The sequence below is a fragment of the Arenibacter sp. F20364 genome, assembly GCF_023015905.1.
In the GTDB taxonomy this organism is placed as follows: Bacteria; Bacteroidota; Bacteroidia; order Flavobacteriales; family Flavobacteriaceae; genus Arenibacter.
In genome coordinates, this window is the sequence record NZ_JALKBD010000007.1 from 66323 (window position 1) to 85727 (window position 19405).

Below are 19405 nucleotides of genomic sequence, written 5' to 3' on the forward strand. Positions count from 1 at the left end.
TAAGCAAAATATCGCTTAATTTCAGGATTCTTTTAATTATTACCCTATAAGTCTATAATTTATGGATGTATTGCGCTAAGTCGACCAATTTATTGGAATATCCAGACTCGTTATCATACCATGAAACCACTTTGAAGAATTTTGAATTCAATTCAATTCCAGCTCCTGCATCAAAAATACTGGTTCTGGCATCCCCTATAAAATCTTGGGAAACTACCGCTTCATCGGTATATCCTAAAATTCCTTTCAATTCTCCCTCAGAAGCCTTTTTAAATGCCTTCTTGATCTCTTCGTAAGAAGTTTCCTTCTCCAAGCGAACAGTTAAATCCACCACGGAAACATCGGCAGTTGGCACTCTAAAAGCCATCCCGGTTAGTTTTCCAAGCAATGATGGAATTACCTTTGTTACTGCCTTGGCAGCACCTGTTGAAGCAGGTATAATATTCAATAGGGCACTTCTACCACCTCTCCAATCTTTTTTGGAAGGACCATCAACAGTCATTTGGGTGGCTGTTGTAGCATGTACAGTAGTCATCAAAGCCTCTTCAATACCAAAGCTATCGTTCAATACTTTGGCCATAGGAGCCAAACAGTTGGTAGTACAAGATGCATTTGAAACAATTTTATCCGAAGCTTTAACTTCATTATGGTTAACTCCCATTACAAACATAGGAGCATTGCTCGATGGAGCTGAAATAACCACTTTTTTTGCACCACCATCAATATGGAACTGAGCCGTTTCCAAAGTAGTAAAAATACCGGTACATTCAGCAACGATATCAGCACCAACCTCATCCCACTTCAAATTCTTTGGGTCTCTTTCAGCGGTAATCCTAACCGTTTTACCGTTTACTACCAAATCACCATCCTTTACTTCAACGGTACCATTGAATTTTCCATGTACAGAATCATATTCCAACAAATAAGCAAGATGTTCCACATCAAGCAAATCGTTAATAGCCACTACATCTACATTATCTCTTTCTACAGTAGCTCTGAAGACCAATCTTCCAATCCTTCCGAAACCGTTAATCCCTATTTTCAAGTTTGACATTTCTAATTGTTTTTAATGTTTAAAATTATGTTGTCATGATATCGGAAACCCTCATAAGCTCCTTATCAATTTTTGTATGTCCTTTTATTGCCTTACTGATCGGAGTCAGGGTTATTGTATTATCCTGTATACCCACCATTAAATTAGTTTTTCCTTCCAATAATGCTTCAACTGCCTTGACACCCATTCTACTTGCCAAAACACGATCAAAACAAGATGGCGCCCCACCTCTTTGCATATGTCCCAAAACGGATACACGCACATCATAAATGGGAAGATGTTCTTCCACGTATTCTTTTAGTTCAAAAACATTTTTACCTGTTTTGTCACCTTCGGCCACCACCACAATACTTGATGATTTACCGGATTCCTTACTGCGTTTTAAGGATTCCAACAATCTTTCGAGACCCAGATTTTCTTCAGGTATCAAAATCTCCTCGGCTCCTGCACCAACACCTGCATTTAAAGCGATATGGCCAACATCCCGACCCATAACCTCTACAAAGAACAGTCTATTGTGTGAACTGGCCGTATCCCTGATTTTATCGATGCACTCAACAGCGGTGTTCAATGCCGTATCAAATCCTAATGTATAGGTAGTTCCAAAAATATCATTGTCTATGGTACCAGGGATTCCAATTACTGGAAAATCAAATTCCTTATTAAAGGTCAATGCACCTGTAAAGCTGCCATCGCCGCCAATAACGACAAACGCATCTATACCTGCTTTTTTAAGTTGATCGTAAGCCACTTGACGGCCTTCCTTGGTCCTAAAAGGTAAACAACGGGCAGATTTAAGAATTGTTCCTCCCTTGTTAATTATATTGTTCACGCTACGCGCATCCATAACCTTAAAATCACCCTCCATCATGCCTTCATATCCTCTATAGATACCAACGCATTCAACCTTCAAATAGGCACATGTACGTACTACTGCCCTAATAGCAGCGTTCATTCCCGGGGAGTCTCCTCCTGATGTAAAAACACCAATCTTTTTTATTGCTGAAGCCATAAAAATTTTAAAAAAACAAAACTAGCAAACTTATTTCAATAATTACCCGACTTTGGCTTTAATTTGACAACAACGGACCACTCCAACGTTTTCGTTGAATAATTTCTTGGAAATTGTTAAATTCATAATCAATTCTTCAAGTAAAGTGATTATCTAGAATTTGCCCAAAACGACCAAAATGACCCAAAAAAGTGGTTAATTCCTTCCTAAAATTTTGCGCATTAGCTCTTTAAAACTGTCGAAGTCTACCTGATAGGAAAGTCCAACACCTTGTGTATACCCCTGGCGATCTGCCAGAAATTGCTGGATTTCGTTCTCCCTATTGAATATTTTGGCACTAAGGGTCCCTTCTTCGTTCAGCAAAATCTGAACTTCCACGTCCCCGGCAACTACGGTTTCCGATACTCCCCCTACCGGTACCCCTACTCTACCATTTAGTAGAACCCGATCACTGATCTGGGTAGACAAGGTTACCCCCAATCTATTCTCGGTCTGAATATCAGTGGTTCTATCCAAAATACCTTGTTCGTAGGACAATCCGAAATTTAATTTGTCATTGTCCCCTGCCAATAGGGAATTGAGAATTCCCGAGGCAGATTGAAGTAGATTCCCCGTAACAGCCTGTTGATTAATACCTGTCTGTTCATTTACAAAAGAACCTTGTGCCAATAGAAAAAGAGCATTTTTTTCGGCAATGGTGGGATCTTGCAATCTGTATTCCAGTTCGGATTTAACTATGGAATTGGTACCGGGAAATTCTATTCTCCAGTCTATAACCGGACTTTCCAACTCACCGGTCAGCCTAACCACCACATCGGTCGGTATTCGTCTTGTGTATCCAGGGTTATCCAATAGCGGAGCCGGGTTTGCATTTAGGGCATAAACGGCTTCCATATTCAATTGTGCCGCCAAGGGCTCCCTTTCCCAAGTAATATTACCTCCAGGCTTCACCTTAAAGGTCTTATCTATAATTCCGCCAAACTTATAGCGAAACTGTCCCGTCACCACTACGAAGTCCCCGTACATATTAAATTTACCGTTGGTATTGATTTCAATGAACAAAATTCCGGCTCCTGTTCCTTTTAAAGAACTACCAGTCTTGGTATCTACAACAATTTCAACTTCCGCATCCGGGGTAACGTCCAGGTTAAATGCCAATTCCAGACCCTCTACCTCCTTTAATACACGTTGCTCTTTATCCGAATCCTCTACTTTCTTGCCCACAAAATTGATAAATGAAAAATCGCCAACGCTAACTACATCGCTAATTGGAATTTTTAAGGAGGTACCCCTTGCCGTTGCTCCATCCACATTGATCGTTAGTGCGTTTGTAGGTCCAAATATTCGGCCCGTACCATTTAAATAACCGGCTCCATAGTATAGCACCTCTTCCTGAAAGGGGGTATTAAGTATCAAAAATCGATCATTATTGGTATCAACATCCAAATCCAAGCTCCAATCTTTAAAAAACCTATGGGTTATGGTACCATCCAAAGTTGCCTTGGTATTCATGGCCACATCCGTGAGTTTGATCTTCTGAAAATTAAAGGTTTGATCGGACAACTTTACCCTGGAGTAAGGTGCAAAACTGTAATCCACATTCAAATAGGGAATGGCAATGCCGGCTTCATTTAAAGAAAGTACGCCGCTCCAATTGGGATTATTTATGGGCCCCCTTAGAATGGCACTACCCTGTAACAATCCCCTTATATTGGTAATGACGCCCTCGCCCAACGGACTAAATGGCTCCAAATTAAACTTATTGAAGTCTACTATAAGGTTTGCTTGGGGAATCTTCTCCCTATTAGAGATATTTCCTACCACACTAAGCTTCTCGAACCCCTTGTCTATCAAGGATGTGTTCACCACAAAATCGGTCAAATCCCTATTCCCTACAATACCAATGCCCAGATCTCCCAAGGTAATATCATTGATGCCAAAATTCGTAATATTCAAATTGGAAGAAGGCAGATATACATTATCCTTCTGAAGGACGTTTAAGGTACCGTTCACCTCCCCATGTAATCTAAGACTATCTATAGCGGGTGTAATCTTGCCAAGGGTCACAATCTTGAACTGAAGCTCGATGTCCTTGTAGGTCGAATCTGCCAATTGGCCCCTTAACCGGATTTGCTCCTGTTCATTGTTGTTCATGACTACCTCCTCAATGGTAATACTATCCAGGGTTTTGTTTAGAATTACCTTATTCTTATTATTCCCATCCTTGTTGAGTATCCATTTATTTCCCTTAAAACTTATATCGGAAGTTTTTAGACCTATAACAGATTTGTTCTCCTTATTAAAAGTGTGATAGAAATTGAGGTTGTAACTATCATTAAATTCACTACCCCCACTAAATTCCGTTCTAAAAAACAGAGTATCCTTCAAGGTAGTGTTTATCAAATTAAAATCTTTTACATCGTAGTAGGGAGTTGCTAGATCCCCTATAGAAACATAGGTATTAAATAAGGGGTTCTTATTGTCTATCTTTATATCTATACTATCCAACTCATTGCCAAAAGCAACTATGCTGGGCGATTTGAATGTAAGCTTAAAATCGCCTTCATCGGCAATGATATTTCCCCTTATAAAGGTGTTGGGATCAAATTTCACCTCTGGAAAAAACACATCCACAATCTTGTTGTAGATTTTGAAATTGAAGGCCAATCTCTGATTCGCAGATATATTGAAGGGCCTGTAATTGGTGTAAATACTTCCCAAGGAATTTTGCAGCAACCTACCTAGTTCCTTGACTCTAAAATTACCCTTTAAATATCCGGTAATAATATCCGGCGAATTAATATCGATAATCCGGGTGCTGTCATTTTCAAAGGTAGACGAGACCTTGAAATCCTCAAAGTAGTAGGTTTCGTTCTTGTTCTGGTAATTGGTTTTGGTAAATTTTATATCCCCAACAATATTATCCAGGGAGTTACCACTGATATCCATATTTATATCCCCCTTAAAAACGGATACACTATCATTTATAAAATTTACTCTCTTAAGGTCGGCGTAATCCACGGAAGCAATAAAATTGAAATTATTTCTGTTTTCCGCAAAATCGGCCAATCCTTTAAAACTAAATTTAATATTTTCGTCACTACACAACAGCGAACCATCAAAAAGCTGTTCCTTTATAATTCCGGACACGTTGATATCCTTATAGTTGTAACCATTAAAATTTATGGAATACACCTGCCCTATTACCTCCGTATTTAAATATTCCATGACTACGCCCTTACCCTCCACATTAAAATCCAGATTGGTAACACCCACCTTTTCAGCGCCTATCAAATTTCCAAGATCAAAATCGATCAAAGAGACAAACCCCTTGTAGGAGGCGTCGTCTATATGATCGATATCGGTAAGCTCCAGATCCACATAGCTACTTCCTATTAGGGTGTTAATGTTGGCTTTGGTATTTATTGAAGATTCCGTGATAAGAGCATCTCCCCTAACCGTAAACTGGCCCAATTTCTGAACCGAGGACGGCAATACATCTAATATATTCGGCAGCAAGGCCCTAAGTTCATAGTAACTGGAGGTAACATTTTTCATATTGGCCTCTAGGATAAAACCGGCATCCTTGGTAAAAAGGTTCTTAAAATTAAAATCGCCACGGATTCCCGTATTATCCGTTGTCAAAAACAGATCGTTTGTATTCAAGTCGTTCAGAACCCCATCGACAATAGTGGAGAATGAAACAATTTTATCACTTCCAAACTGATCGTAAAGTAGGTTTACCTCATTTAAGGCCACAGTAGATTCAACAAATTCGGCATCAATTTTAACCTTGTCCAAAAATTCTTTAAAATCTTCCCGATCGTAATTGAATATTACCTTTCCCAATAAGTGGGATTGAGGGGTCTTGATACTAAGGGAATCAAAGCGCATCTGCTGTTTAGTGTACTTAAACTCAGTGGCCATTTCATCCACGACCACTCCCCTTTTACTTTTAAAGGACATCTTTTGAATATTGGAACTAACGTCAGGACCAAGAATGTTAAAATCTGAGGCAGAAATATTAAGATCTACAAAATTCAACATTTCTGTTGTCTCACGATTTTCATCAATGAGCTTAAATTTACTATCGCTAATTTCTACGTCAGAAGAAGAAAAATAAAACGGAGGTGTCCCTGGTTTACGAGGTTTCTTATCGTCCAACTTATCTATAAACACCTCTAGATTGGTGTTCTTGTCGTCCTGATAGGTTCTAAGCTTAAAATTGAGGCGCTCAATAGCTATGTCGCCGAACTCCAGTTTACCGTTCACCAAATTGCGGACATTTAGGATAGAGGTGCTTAAATTGTCTATGTAAAAAAGGGTATCCTGTTTGTAATCCTCAATATAAACGCCCTTAAGTGAAGTATCCCAGGAAATTAAGGAAATCCTTAGGCGATCAATATTAATATTGGTGCCAAATTCCTTATTGATCTCCGTGGTGGCATACTTGGCAAAACGGGTCTGGACAAATGGTAGGGAAAGTATTACACTGCCCAACACGCAAATAAGAATGAGCACCAAAAATACTCTGACCAGAATTTTTCTTAATTTTTTGATAGGGCTTTATGTTTTACCTTTGTACATTCAAATTTTATTCCAAACCAAGTGGATAATAAAACTATTTATATTCTAGCCATTGAATCCTCGTGCGATGACACTTCTGCCGCGGTATTATACAACAATAGGACACTAAGCAATATTGTGGCCACCCAAAAAATACATGAGGAATACGGGGGCGTTGTTCCCGAACTCGCCTCACGGGCACACCAACAAAATATTGTCCCTGTAGTGCACCAGGCATTAGCCAAAGCAAATATCGATAAAAAACAGTTATCCGCCATAGCTTTTACACGTGGACCAGGACTTATGGGATCTTTATTGGTAGGAACCTCCTTTGCCAAATCCCTTTCCTTGGGATTGGGCATACCTTTAATTGAGGTAAACCATATGCAGGCCCATATTTTATCGCACTTTATTGAGGAAGAAAATTACAAAATGCCTTCCTTCCCTTTTTTGGCAATGACCATTAGTGGTGGACATACGCAAATAGTACTGGTGAAGGATTACTTTGACATGGAAATTTTAGGAGAGTCCTTGGATGATGCCGTAGGGGAAGCCTATGACAAGAGTGCAAAAATATTGGGCCTTCCGTATCCAGGAGGCCCCTTGGTAGACAAATATGCCCAATTGGGCAACCCAAAAGCTTTCCCCTTTCCGAAGCCCAAAGTGGACGGACTAAACTTTAGTTTTAGCGGACTAAAGACCAGTATACTTTATTTTATTCAGCGGGAAACAAAAAACAACCCCAATTTTATTGCCGAAAACCTGAACGATATCTGTGCTTCCATCCAATATACCATCATCAATATTTTAATGGATAAATTAAAGAAGGCGGTAAAGCAGACCGGAATAAAGCGAATAGCTATAGGCGGAGGAGTCTCCGCAAATTCCGGTATTAGACAGGCACTTCTAAAAGCGGAGGAAAAATGGGGATGGACCACCTATATTCCAAAATTTGAATATTGCACGGACAATGCTGCTATGATAGGTATTGTGGGATATTTAAAATACAAAGAAATGGACTTTGTAGATCAAAGTATTACCGCCAAGGCGAGATATGTAATCGAATAACAAGTATCAATATTCAAGGTTTGATGTTTTTACCGATTTCTGGAATAGCCAGTATCCGAGCAAATTATTTTCATTGAATTTGTATCTTGAAACTTTAAAATATTATGGCATACGACGAACAATTTGCAAATCGAATTAGGGCCAGTTTTGAATTGCAGCCCCCAGCTGTACGATCCAATATTACCGAAAAGAAAATGTTTGGCGGAATTGCCTTTTTGTATTCTGGAAAAATGACAGTAGGCATAATAAAGGAAAGCCTCATGGTAAGGATCATATCCAGTAAAATGGAGGGAATTATGAGGTCAGAACATGTGAGACCTATGGATTTTGCAAAACGCCCCATGAAAGAATTCGTCTATGTTTCCCAAGAGGGAATTGCCACAGAGGAACAATTATTAAATTACATTGAACTAGGATTGGAACACGCAAAACAAAAATTGAACGAACTGTAAACCACACAACAAGCCCATGCAACTTTTCTTCCATCCAGAATTAGATAATAACACTGACCAATTTAACTTTCCGACCGATGAAAGTCGCCATATTTCCAAAGTACTGAGGAAAAATTCTGGCGATATAGTACAGATCACCAATGGAAAGGGCATTTGGTTTGAGGCCGAAATACTTTTCCCCGATCATAAAAAATGCAGCGCAAAAATTATCTCCAGAACCCAGGTACCGCCAAAACCATATCAACTACATATGGTAGTGGCACCGACAAAACTAAACGACCGATTCGAGTGGTTTTTGGAAAAAGCTACTGAAATAGGCGTCCATCAAATCACACCCATTATTTGTGACCATTCCGAAAGAAAGGTCATTAAAATGGACCGAATGGAAAAGGTTATCCAATCCGCCATGAAACAATCCTTACAATCCTATCTTCCGCAACTAAATCCGGCCATTAGCTTCAAAGAATACATGGCCCTGCCTAAGAGTGGGGAACTGTTTATAGCGCATTGTGAGGTAGACAATAGAAAGGAACTATCCCATTCTGCAGCTGCCAAACAAAACACCACCATATTGATCGGGCCAGAAGGGGATTTCTCCTCTGATGAGATAAAGGCGGCCCTGAACAACGGATTTCAAGCGGTTGCCTTGGGAAACACAAGATTACGTACAGAAACCGCGGCCATAGTGGCCTGTACTGCCATTGCGCTGGTAAACTTGTAATCCGCCATTGGGGCATATCATGGCAAGGCATACTTTTATTGACAATTAAATTTCTTTGCCAAAACATGAAATGTTATACATAACCCTTTTAGTTTTATAACCCGTTAATATTCTTAAATTTGAATATCGTAATTATCCAAGTGCATATGAAGCAGCTAGTTGTAATCTTATTGATGTTCAATTTTTATTTGGCGCAAAATACACAAGCACAGGAAATTGCCATTTTAAAATATGGAGGTGGAGGTGATTGGTACGCCAACCCCACGGGCCTCCCAAACTTAATCAAATTCTGTAACCAACAACTAAGGACCACCATTGACCCCAAACCACAAACAGTAGAAGTAGGTAGCCCCAATATTTTTCAATACCCATTTTTACACATGACGGGGCATGGCAACATATTTCTTACCCAGGAGGAAGCAGAAAACCTTAGAACGTATTTATTAGCGGGCGGATTTTTGCACATAGATGACAATTACGGTATGGAACCCTACTTGCGCAAAGAACTGGCCAAAATATTTCCTGACAAGGAACTTACGGAATTGGGTGTGGACCACCCCATCTTTCGGCAACAATTTCAATTTCCCAAAGGATTGCCCAAGATACACGAACATGATGGTAACCGTCCCCAAGCCTTTGGAATTTTTGAACAGAACCGTCTGATCCTTCTTTTTACATTTGAAAGTGACCTAGGGGACGGATGGGAAGATCCAGAGGTGCATAACGACCCTGAGGAGGTCCGCCTAAAGGCTTTACAAATGGGGGCCAATATAATTTCCTACGTTTTTAAAAGTTAAAATATGACATCTAAGACTATTGCTGAAGGTATATTGAGGGCTCTTGGAATAATTGTAGCCATTGCAATCCTACTGGCTTTCCTATATAAAATTAGCGCCGTTCTAATATATATTGCCATAGCGGCAGTGGCCAGCTTAATTGGGCGCCCCATTGTTTTATTTTTTCGTCAGAGATTAAAATTCAATAATACCGTGGCTGTTATAATAACTATGATTTTCCTTGTTGGGGTCGTTGCCGGAGTCATTGCCCTATTTGTACCCTTGCTCATACAACAGGGACAGAACCTATCCCTTCTCAACATAGATGCCTTACAGACCAATTTAGAGGACTTGTACCGCCAGCTACTGCAATATATCGGGGTCAAATCCGAAGATTTGGAGCAAAGTATTAAAGATTCACATTTGTTTTCGAACCTGAACTTTGGTATTCTTCCAGATTTCCTAAACTCCATAATCGGCATATTGGGTAGTTTTAGTGTGGGGCTATTTTCCGTTCTCTTTATAGCCTTCTTCTTTTTAAAGGACAGCAAGTTATTGGAGGAATCCATACTTACCCTAATCCCTGGAAAAAATGAAAATAGATTTCAACATTCCATGGAAACCATCAAAAATTTGCTTTCGAGATATTTTGTTGGCCTAGTGTTCCAAATCCTGATCCTATTTGTTATTTATTCTATTGTCCTTTTTATTTTTGGAATTGAAAATCCCGTAGTAATCGCCTTTCTGTGCGCCCTTTTAAACCTTATACCTTATATAGGCCCTATCATTGGTGGGGTATTGATGGCGATTTTGACCATGACCAGCAATGTAGGGGCCGATTTTAGTAGCGTAATTTTACCCAAAACGGGCTATGTTATGATAGGCTTTATTATTGGTCAATTGGTAGACAACTTTTTCTCCCAGCCTGTCATCTTCTCCAGTAGCGTAAAATCGCATCCCTTGGAAATTTTTCTCATCATCATCATCGGAGGCCTGCTTTTGGGGGTCACCGGAATGATCATTGCGGTACCTGGATATACGGCGATTAAAGTAATTTTAAAGGAATTTTTCAACGAGAATAAAATAGTTAAGTCCCTTACAAAAAATTTATAATTCCACCTTGAACAAAAATATACTAACATCTGAAATTCAAGACTTTATAAATGAAAATTTAAAGACAAAAATTATTGACGTTTTGTTGAAGCCCTTGAATTTTGAAGGTGTTACCAACAAGGAAATCGCAGAACAAATTGAAGCCAAGATCAAATGTAAGGACAAGCTCCCCACCTGGTTTGGCACTCCAAATATTTACTATCCCAACAAACTAAATATTGAGCAGACTTCCTCTGAAACTACAGCCGAATATAAGGCTGGACTTGTAAGTGGAACATCCCTTTTGGACATGACCGGCGGCTTTGGGGTCGACAGTTATTTCTTCAGTCCCAAAATAGGACAGGTACACCATTGTGAATTGAACAGTGAGCTGTCCGAAATAGCAGAACATAACTTTAAAGTTTTGGGCAGGACCAATATCCGCACCCATGCCATGGACGGAATAGATTTCTTACAACATTCAGAATTCGAATTCGATTGGGTATTTATAGATCCCTCCCGTAGACATGATGCCAAGGGAAAGGTTTTTTTATTGTCCGATTGTATCCCGAATGTCGCCGATAATCTGGACATCATTCTTGGAAGGGTGAAAAAAATAATGATAAAAACCTCCCCTCTTCTAGACTTGTCGGCCGGACTCAGGGAGTTGTGCTTCGTTAAGGAAATCCATACTGTATCGGTAAAGAATGAGGTAAAAGAAATCCTATGGATTTTGGAACAGGGCTATGAAAATGAAGTATTGGTAAAAACAGTAAACCTAGGCGGACCATCAATGGAAAAGTTCAACTTTTCCATTGATGATGAAAAATTAGCGCACTCCAATTACTCGGACCCCCTTGAATATTTATACGAGCCTAATTCGGCCATTCTAAAGTCGGGGGCCTTTAAGACCGTAGGCGATAAATTCAATATGTATAAGTTACATGATCACTCACATCTATACACCAATGAACAACTATTGGAATTTCCGGGCAGGAGGTTTAAAGTTATCAAGACCATTCCCTTCAATAAAAAAGAATTACAAAGACTGGAATTAAAAAAAGCAAATATTACCATTCGGAATTTTCCCATAAGTGTGGCGGAAATAAGGAAAAAGTTTAAGATTAAGGATGGAGGGGAGGTCTATCTGTTTTTTACCACCAACCCGAAAGGTGAAAAAATTGTTGTTGAATGCCACAAAATTTAAGCTAGTGGGAACTTGCTGCAATAAACAAAAATAGGTGACTTCACTCCCCGATACAATTCGGGACGTTACAAAAAAGCAACTCCTATTGAAGTGACTAGAACAGTCGCATCAAGGCCTAACACTATTACTTAAATCGCGAATCGCAATAACATTAATACAAATACGTAATTGGGAGTCTAGCAGTTAAGAGATAGAGTGCTTGGGTGTCCAAGAAATCTTATTTTTCCGAGCCAAGGTTTGCGCTTTCTACCCCCTTCTGCCTTCTCCTATGTCGAAGCCACCCTCCCTTTTCTAGGGGAAGGAGCATTTTCATATTTCTTGGTGTGGTAACAGAACGTTTAGTTTCATAATAGGTTCCTTCCCTTGTCCAAGGGAAGGTGGATTCTCGACCAGGAGGCGAGGAGACGGAAGGGATTGGAAGCCCTTTTAATTTTAGACTACTGTAATCAGAATCCCTGACACGCCGTTAATCGCAATCCCATTTAAAATTAGCCACCTTGTCATTGGACGCAGTACCCAAATTGTAATGCCACCACTCCGTTCTTATGGACCAAAATCCATATTTTTCCATGGTTTCCTTTAACAACAACCTATTATCCAGGACATTCCTAGGTAGATCCAAATTGTCATGGTAAGCCCTTTTTCCAAAAAAATCAAAATCGGTCCCCATATCCAACTCCTCCCCGTCCAAGGTAACCAAAGTAATATCCACTGCACCACCCTTGTTATGAATAGACCCCTTGACCGGGTCGGCAACATACTGCGGATTGGGAACAATGGCCCACATTTTATATTGTACGTCGTTTGGGCGATAACAGTCAAAGAACTTTATTTTAAATCCTTTGTCCATAAATTCCTTATTGGCCAAAAGCAGTGCCCGGGCCGTTTTAACCCTAGTGTAACATTCCGCACAATCGTAGACCTTGGCCTTTAAAAAATTATTTTCTGTGGCATAGCGCAGGTCGTACACAAAATCATCACTATAATCGGCCAACCTTACAAACAAAGTATCGGCAAGACCTTCCAGGGATTTAAGCTTAGGTAGCGGGGTATTTTCTTTCTCATCCTTTACAACTACAACTGAATCCGTTAACTGTACTTTCGTTTCCTTCTCCCCATTAATTCTCTTGCTTACAGAGGCTTCCTTACATCCAACAAAAAGGGCTAATATTAAAAACGCCATTCCCTTAAAAACTGTGTGCTTCCTGTCCATATATTATATTGCCAATTTTTATTCCAATCATTCCCCTCTATTTATCAGCTCCGCCATAACAAATAAACAAAAAAAGCCCCGAAACTGGGGCTTTTTATAAATCTAATAGGTACCAAAAATAATTAATGATCCTTCCCTAATATTATCAATTTTTAGGAGGCCTAAGTTAAAAGATTGCCTTTGTCGTCCCAAGTAGCTATTTCGTTTCTAGTACTGTGATCGATACATTTAGCGACCCATTCAGGATCGTAGTCAACACCATGTTGATCCAACACGTCCTGCGGAACACCGTCCCAAACGTTGGGCGTATTTCCTTTATAGCCTAGCTCTGCAACTCCTACTTTGGAAGAATAATAACCGCAAACGGTCAACCCCCGCATCAAATAGAAAAATTGTATCTCAAGCGGTTGCACTTCCAACGATTTTTCGGGATCATGATAACAGATGGTATCCAATATTTCCTTTTGTTGTTCCAAGCTAGCCAACTTAAATTCGATTCCGAAATCGGCATTGCTCTTATGGTCCAACCACATTAGTCCACCTTTGAGCGTCAACTGCAGCTCAGGGATATCCTTGCCCATGAATTCTATAAATTCGGGAACCTCTGCCTCAATAGGGCCTCCGTTAGGCTCCCTGGGAGGAAGTATTATCGTGCTCAATACCGATATAGTCTCCATTTCGTGCTCGGTAAAAAGCTGTTCTGCATTTAATTTTTCAATAAGCTCCAACTCCTCTGGGGTACGACCAAAATAATGGGTGTTTTCCGCTGCGGCAACAGCTTGGTCGGCCGTATCGGGTCCATCTGTCTTACAGCCATGAAAGGCCAAGGCAGACGCACCCGCACCAAGAATTATTGTCTGTATACTCTTTCTTCTATCCATGGTCTAGATATTTTGCTGTTTTAATTGTTCAATAATATAATCACTGGCGCGCCAGGACAATGCCAAAATGGTCCATGTACAGTTCTTATCCGCTTGGGAAGTAAAGGGGCCTGCATCTACAATAAATACGTTGTCCACATCGTGTAATTGATTGAATTTATTAGTGACCGATGTTTTGGGGTCGTTACCCATTCTGGTGGTACCTACCTCGTGGATAATGCGTCCCGGAGCCTCAAGCCCATAATCCTTATCCTTACCTGGCTTTTCGCCTAAAGGCTCTGCTCCTATATTGTGGAAAATCTCCTCAAAGGTATCCTGCATATGCTTGGCCTGATTTTTCTCAAATTCGGACCATTTGTAATTGAACTTCAATACCGGAATACCAAATTGATCCACCGTGGTAGGGTCTATTTCACAGTAATTATCCTTACGGGCAATACCCTCACCCCTACCGGCTACCCCTAACACGGAGCCGTAATATTTTTTGACATCATCCCTTAAGCTATCCCCATAGCCACCTACCTTGAGTCCAAAGAACTTATTAAACTCATTGGGGTTAAAACTAAAACCATAGCCCGGCATCTTCATACCTCCACCCACTTCGATATGATACCCCCTTGGAAAATCCAACTTGGTATTATCTCCCCACCAAGGAGAGTACACATGGTTACTGCCCACTCCGTCTTCATTATAGGATACTTTTCTGTTCATCAATGCAGGTACGAAAGCGGCTCTACTGGCCCCCGTAGAATCGTGCAAATATTTACCTACAACGTCACTACTATTACCTAATCCATTAGGGTGTTGTTTACTTTTCGAATTCAGGAGAATTCGGGCAGAACTACAGGCGGAAGCCGCCAAAACCACAACCTTACCCCTTAATTTATACTCTTTTCTATCGTCCTTACTGATATAAGACACCCCTGTTGCCTTGCCCTCTTCATTGGTGGTCACCTCCCGCACAACGCAATTGACGTATAATTTTATTCGGCCCCCGCTTTTTTGTGCCGGAAATATCAGGCAACTGCCCGATGAGAAATCGGCATAAACGGAACAGGAACGTGAACATTGTCCACAATAGAAACACACGCCACGGTCCGCATTAATTCTTTTGGTGAGCATGGAAAGTCTACCTGGAATAGTAGGTATTCCCGCCTTTTTGGCCCCATTGATATAGAAAAGCTCATGTAGTCTTGGTTTTGGTGGAGGCAGGAAAAATCCATCAGGATCGTTTTCCAGTCCTTCATTGGTGCCAAATACCCCAATTAATTGATCTACCTTATCATAATATGGTTTTACGTCCTCATAACCTATGGGCCAGTCCTCACCATGACCGTCCCTGGTCTTTCCTTTAAAATCCTTGGGCCCAAAACGAAGGGAAATCCTCCCCCAGTGGTTTGTACGCCCCCCTAACATATGGGATCGGAACCAGTCAAATTCGGTACCAGGTTCACGGGTATATGGTTCTCCTTCTATCTCCCAACCGCCATAAGCAGCATCAAATTCGCCAAATGCCCGGGTGGTACCCCTTCCCCTTCTAGGAGATTCGTAATTCCATTTCAGCTGATTCATTGTTTTTGGGTCTGCCGGATCAAAAAACGGCCCGGCCTCGACAACCGCAACATTGAGACCGGCATCGGCCAACTGTTTGGTGGCCATACCGCCACCAGCACCCGAACCGACAATTATTACATCATAAATTTCTGAGGATTCTTTTATCTGCATATTAAATGAATTAATCTTGAATTTCAATATAAGTCTAAATTGAAATCAAATTAGAATTTTTTATTCAAACAACCTGAAAATTCATGTATTTTGATATAAAACCATCAATAATTGATAATATGTCATTAGGTGGGACAAATCCTTGTAATTGTCATTTAGGATTACAGCCCAATTCCTTTTTATAGCACTGCATGGAACAAAAAAATATGACTATTGGTTCTTTTTCCCAGCAATCTGCTTCTCAACAGCCAATAAACAAAAAGACCTCCGTGAGGAGGCTTTTTAAGTCAATTTCAATAATTGGAATCGATATTATTACAAACCTTCCAAATACCTTAAACTCTTGGGTACCTGTTCCACTACCCTGGAACATTCATCCTCAATGAACATGTATTTAATTCCCAATTTTTTGGCTTCTGCCACAACACCGGCTATATCCACTTCACCTGTACCCAGTGTTACATTGGTTTCCACATCGGCATGACCAGTATCATCCTTTGGAGTACCTTTTTCCATATCCTTTAAATGCATCAAAATAAATTTTGAAGGATATTTTTTAAGTAGTTTAAGAGGATCTACTCCCGCGTGATGCACCCAATACACATCCATTTCAAAATCGAAATATTTGGCATTCTCCGCCATATAATCGAAGAGTGTACCATTTTTATAGGGCCTAAACTCAAAGCCATGGGCATGATAAGCCAATTTCAATCCATTTTCCCTTAAAAGCTTTCCAGCCCTGTTAAATACCTCAACCGCCTTTTTGGTATCCTCTATACCAAAATTATTTCCATCGTGGGGTATCCATGCGCACATTACGTAGGTGGCACTGTAACTTTTGGCCTGTTCCACAACCTTTTCGGGCGTTTTGTCCAAAACATCAAAGCCAGCACCAATACTGACCATCTTTAAATCATTTTTGGCAAGCAGGCCCTTAAACTCCTCTTCCGGCATGCCGTAGGTATCTCCTCCTTCCAAAATGGTAATACCCCAGTCGTTTATCAATTTTAATGTACTGGGTATATCTTCCTTAAACTGATTTCTAAGACTGTACAATTGCAAACCAACTTCTTGGGCCGTTACATTTGTGGTTCCAAAAAAAACTATGGCTATTAAAAATAGCCATAGAAGTTGTGATTTTTTCATAGTGTATAGAATTACTTATATTCTTTAAACAACTTAACACTCTCTAGGTTAGCAAATTACCTTCATCATCCCATTCCGCCATATCGTTGCGCTTACTTTGGTCAACACATTTGGCAAGCCATGCGGGGTCATAGGATTTCCCATGTTTTGCCAAAACATCTTCCGGCACTCCGTCCCAAACGTTGGGGGAATTACCCTTATAGCCCAAATCTTCAATACCTTCCTTGGACGTGTAGTATCCGGTTACGGTCAAGTTCCGTATCAGGGAAAAGAATTGTTCCTCGAATGATGGGTTTTCCTTATCCGGAAAGGCTATGGTATCCAAAATTTCCTTTTGTTGGGCCTCGGTAGCGGTCTTAAATTCCACAGCGTAATCATTATTGCTCTTGTGGTCCAGCCACATTAGGCCTCCTCGCAATGGTGTTTGATATGCAGGAATATCCTTTGCCATGAATTCAACAAAATCCGGTACCCCGGCGTCGGTTGCACTTCCATAGGTTTCGCTGGCAGGCAAAATCAATGCACACAGCACTCCCAAAGTAGCCATTTCATGTTCATTAAAAAACTGTTCTGCGTGCAGTTTTTTCAACAATTCTTTTTCTTCGGGGGTCCGCCCAAAATGCTTTTCTTCCTGTAACAGGGCCTCTTCAGCAGCTACCTCCCCTTCTGTTCCCGGCTTGCATCCGTTTATCGCCAATCCGCCTGCTACCCCGCCAAGAATAATGGATTTTATACTTTTTCTTCTATCCATAATACTAGATATTTTGTTTTTTCAATTGCTCAACTATATAATCTGAAGTTCTCCAAGCAAGGGCCAAGATGGTCCATGTAGGGTTTTTATCGGCCTGGGAAACAAATGGTCCCGCATCAACAATAAAGACATTATCCACATCGTGCATTTGCTCCCATTTGTTAACTACAGAAGTTCTAGGATTATCTCCCATCCTTGTGGTACCTACTTCATGAATGATCTCTCCAGGATTCAACAGACCGTAGTCCTTATCTTTTCCTGCTTTTTCACCCAGTACATGTCCGCCCATATTGTGGATTATCTCCTCAAAGGTGTCCTGCATGTGCTTGGCCTGCAAACGTTCATGATCCGACCATTGATAATTGAATCGCAATACCGGTATACCAAATTCATCAACCTTTCCAGGATCTATTTCACAATAGTTGCTTTCCATAGCTATAGATTCACCCCTACCGGCAAAACCAATCATAGCACCGTAATATTTCTTTACATCATCCCGTAAGACATTGCCATAACCTCCTACTTTCTCCCCAAAGAATTGGTTTAGGGCATTCGCGTTAAATCCAAAACCATAGCTCGGCATACCTAGTCCTCCCCATACTTCTATATGATAACCTCTTGCGAAATCCAGATTCTTATTGTCCAACCACCATGGGGTATAAACGTGCATCCCCCCTACACCATCTTCATTATAGGTCTTACGGTTCATCAAGTCAGGGATAAACCCAGTCATTCCACCCCCTGTTGAATCATGAAGGTACTTCCCTATCACTCCGCTACTGTTCCCCAGACCATTGGGATGTTGTTTGCTTTTGGAATTCAGCAAGATTCTTGCCGTACTACAGGCCGAGGCCGCCAATACAACTATCTTTCCTTTTAGGCCATATTCCTTACGATCTTCCTTATTGATATACAGAACACCCGTAGCCTTGCCTTCTTCATTTGTGGTTACCTCACGTACCATGGCGTTTACAAATAAATCTATTTGTCCACCACTCTTTTGTGCCGGGAAGATTAAACAGCTCCCTGCCGAGAAATCGGCATATATCTGACAAGACCTTCCGCACTGACCGCAATAAAAACAAACCCCACGATCCTCGTTTATTTTTTTGGTGACCATGGACATCCTAGAAGGAATTACCGGAACATTGGATTTTTTTGCGCCGTCTATATAATACAGTTCATGCAATCTGGGTTTAGGTGCAGGAAGAAAAAATCCATCCGGCTCGTTTTCCATACCCTCCTTTGATCCAAAAACACCAATCAACTTATCTACCTTATCATAGTAAGGTTTTACATCTTCATAGCCAATAGGCCAGTTTTCCCCAAGACCATCAACATCCTTATGCTTAAAATCGCGCTGACTGAAACGCAAAGAAATACGCCCCCAGTGATTTGTTCTCCCACCCAACATACGTGATCTAAACCAATTAAATCTAGATCCATTTTTTTGGGTATAGGGTTCCCCTTCAATTTCCCAACCGCCGTATGCGGCATCAAATTCCCCAAAAGCCCTGGTAGTACTCGCACCTCTTCTAGGAGATTCATAAGGCCACTTCAATTGAGTAATTTGCTCTGGATTTTTGGGGTCAAAGAAAGGACCCGCTTCTACTACAGCAACCTTTAATCCGGCCTCCGATAATACTTTTGTGGCCATACCACCACCGGCACCGGACCCAACTATGATCACATCATAAATAGTTGATGTTTCTTTTATCTGCATACTATAAAGAATTAATTT

The 19405-nt window shown here is 40.6% G+C and carries 15 protein-coding genes; 6 read left to right on the forward strand and 9 right to left on the reverse strand.

Annotation, left to right across the window (positions count from 1 at the left end):
* Positions 1 to 52 precede the first annotated feature (52 nt).
* The 3 genes from gap to MWU84_RS07450 form a co-directional block, all read right to left on the reverse strand.
* Entirely contained in the window at positions 53 to 1054 is a 1002-nt protein-coding gene (gap, locus tag MWU84_RS07440; protein WP_246900125.1) for a type I glyceraldehyde-3-phosphate dehydrogenase, read from the reverse strand.
* 25 nt (positions 1055 to 1079) lie between these two features.
* Positions 1080 to 2066 (reverse strand): 6-phosphofructokinase, encoded by a 987-nt coding sequence (gene pfkA / locus MWU84_RS07445; protein WP_246900128.1) that lies wholly within the window; start codon positions 2064 to 2066, stop codon positions 1080 to 1082.
* A 195-nt stretch (positions 2067 to 2261) separates the two neighbouring features.
* Entirely contained in the window at positions 2262 to 6587 is a 4326-nt protein-coding gene (locus MWU84_RS07450; protein ID WP_348647855.1) for a translocation/assembly module TamB domain-containing protein, read from the reverse strand.
* Between the two features lie 87 nt (positions 6588 to 6674).
* On the opposite strand from MWU84_RS07450, the gene tsaD reads away from it, so the two are divergent.
* The 6 genes from tsaD to MWU84_RS07480 all read left to right on the forward strand — a co-directional run bounded on the left by tsaD (position 6675) and on the right by MWU84_RS07480 (position 11948).
* Positions 6675 to 7700, forward strand: coding sequence for a tRNA (adenosine(37)-N6)-threonylcarbamoyltransferase complex transferase subunit TsaD (gene tsaD, locus MWU84_RS07455; protein ID WP_246900136.1), 1026 nt, complete (start codon positions 6675 to 6677; stop codon positions 7698 to 7700).
* A 104-nt stretch (positions 7701 to 7804) separates the two neighbouring features.
* Positions 7805 to 8152 carry a TfoX/Sxy family protein gene (locus MWU84_RS07460; protein ID WP_246900139.1) on the forward strand — a complete coding sequence of 116 codons (348 nt, stop codon included), beginning with the start codon at positions 7805 to 7807 and terminating at the stop codon, positions 8150 to 8152.
* Between the two features lie 16 nt (positions 8153 to 8168).
* Complete coding sequence (locus MWU84_RS07465) at positions 8169 to 8873, forward strand: 16S rRNA (uracil(1498)-N(3))-methyltransferase (RefSeq protein ID WP_246900142.1); 705 nt, start codon at positions 8169 to 8171, stop codon at positions 8871 to 8873.
* Positions 8874 to 9019: 146 nt separating this feature from the next.
* Complete coding sequence (locus MWU84_RS07470) at positions 9020 to 9670, forward strand: DUF4159 domain-containing protein (RefSeq protein WP_246900144.1); 651 nt, start codon at positions 9020 to 9022, stop codon at positions 9668 to 9670.
* 3 nt (positions 9671 to 9673) lie between these two features.
* Positions 9674 to 10762, forward strand: coding sequence for an AI-2E family transporter (locus MWU84_RS07475; protein ID WP_246900146.1), 1089 nt, complete (start codon positions 9674 to 9676; stop codon positions 10760 to 10762).
* A 7-nt stretch (positions 10763 to 10769) separates the two neighbouring features.
* Positions 10770 to 11948 (forward strand): class I SAM-dependent methyltransferase, encoded by a 1179-nt coding sequence (locus tag MWU84_RS07480; protein ID WP_246900148.1) that lies wholly within the window; start codon positions 10770 to 10772, stop codon positions 11946 to 11948.
* A gap of 466 nt (positions 11949 to 12414) precedes the next feature.
* Here MWU84_RS07480 and MWU84_RS07485 read toward each other — a convergent pair whose 3' ends face one another.
* The 6 genes from MWU84_RS07485 to MWU84_RS07510 form a co-directional block, all read right to left on the reverse strand.
* Positions 12415 to 13161 carry a M15 family metallopeptidase gene (locus MWU84_RS07485; RefSeq protein WP_246900150.1) on the reverse strand — a complete coding sequence of 249 codons (747 nt, stop codon included), beginning with the start codon at positions 13159 to 13161 and terminating at the stop codon, positions 12415 to 12417.
* Between the two features lie 161 nt (positions 13162 to 13322).
* Positions 13323 to 14042: a gluconate 2-dehydrogenase subunit 3 family protein gene (locus MWU84_RS07490; protein ID WP_246900152.1), complete on the reverse strand. Its 720-nt coding sequence runs from the start codon at positions 14040 to 14042 to the stop codon at positions 13323 to 13325.
* Positions 14043 to 14045: 3 nt separating this feature from the next.
* The gene (locus tag MWU84_RS07495; protein ID WP_246900154.1) at positions 14046 to 15767 is read right to left on the reverse strand and encodes a GMC family oxidoreductase; all 1722 of its coding nucleotides are present in this window, start codon (positions 15765 to 15767) and stop codon (positions 14046 to 14048) included.
* A gap of 315 nt (positions 15768 to 16082) precedes the next feature.
* Positions 16083 to 16913 (reverse strand): sugar phosphate isomerase/epimerase, encoded by an 831-nt coding sequence (locus tag MWU84_RS07500; RefSeq protein ID WP_246900157.1) that lies wholly within the window; start codon positions 16911 to 16913, stop codon positions 16083 to 16085.
* Between the two features lie 43 nt (positions 16914 to 16956).
* Positions 16957 to 17664, reverse strand: a complete 708-nt coding sequence (locus tag MWU84_RS07505; protein WP_246900159.1) for a gluconate 2-dehydrogenase subunit 3 family protein — start codon at positions 17662 to 17664, stop codon at positions 16957 to 16959.
* A 4-nt stretch (positions 17665 to 17668) separates the two neighbouring features.
* On the reverse strand, positions 17669 to 19387 hold the full coding sequence (locus MWU84_RS07510) for a GMC family oxidoreductase (protein WP_246900162.1): 1719 nt from the start codon (positions 19385 to 19387) through the stop codon (positions 17669 to 17671).
* Positions 19388 to 19405 lie beyond the last annotated feature (18 nt).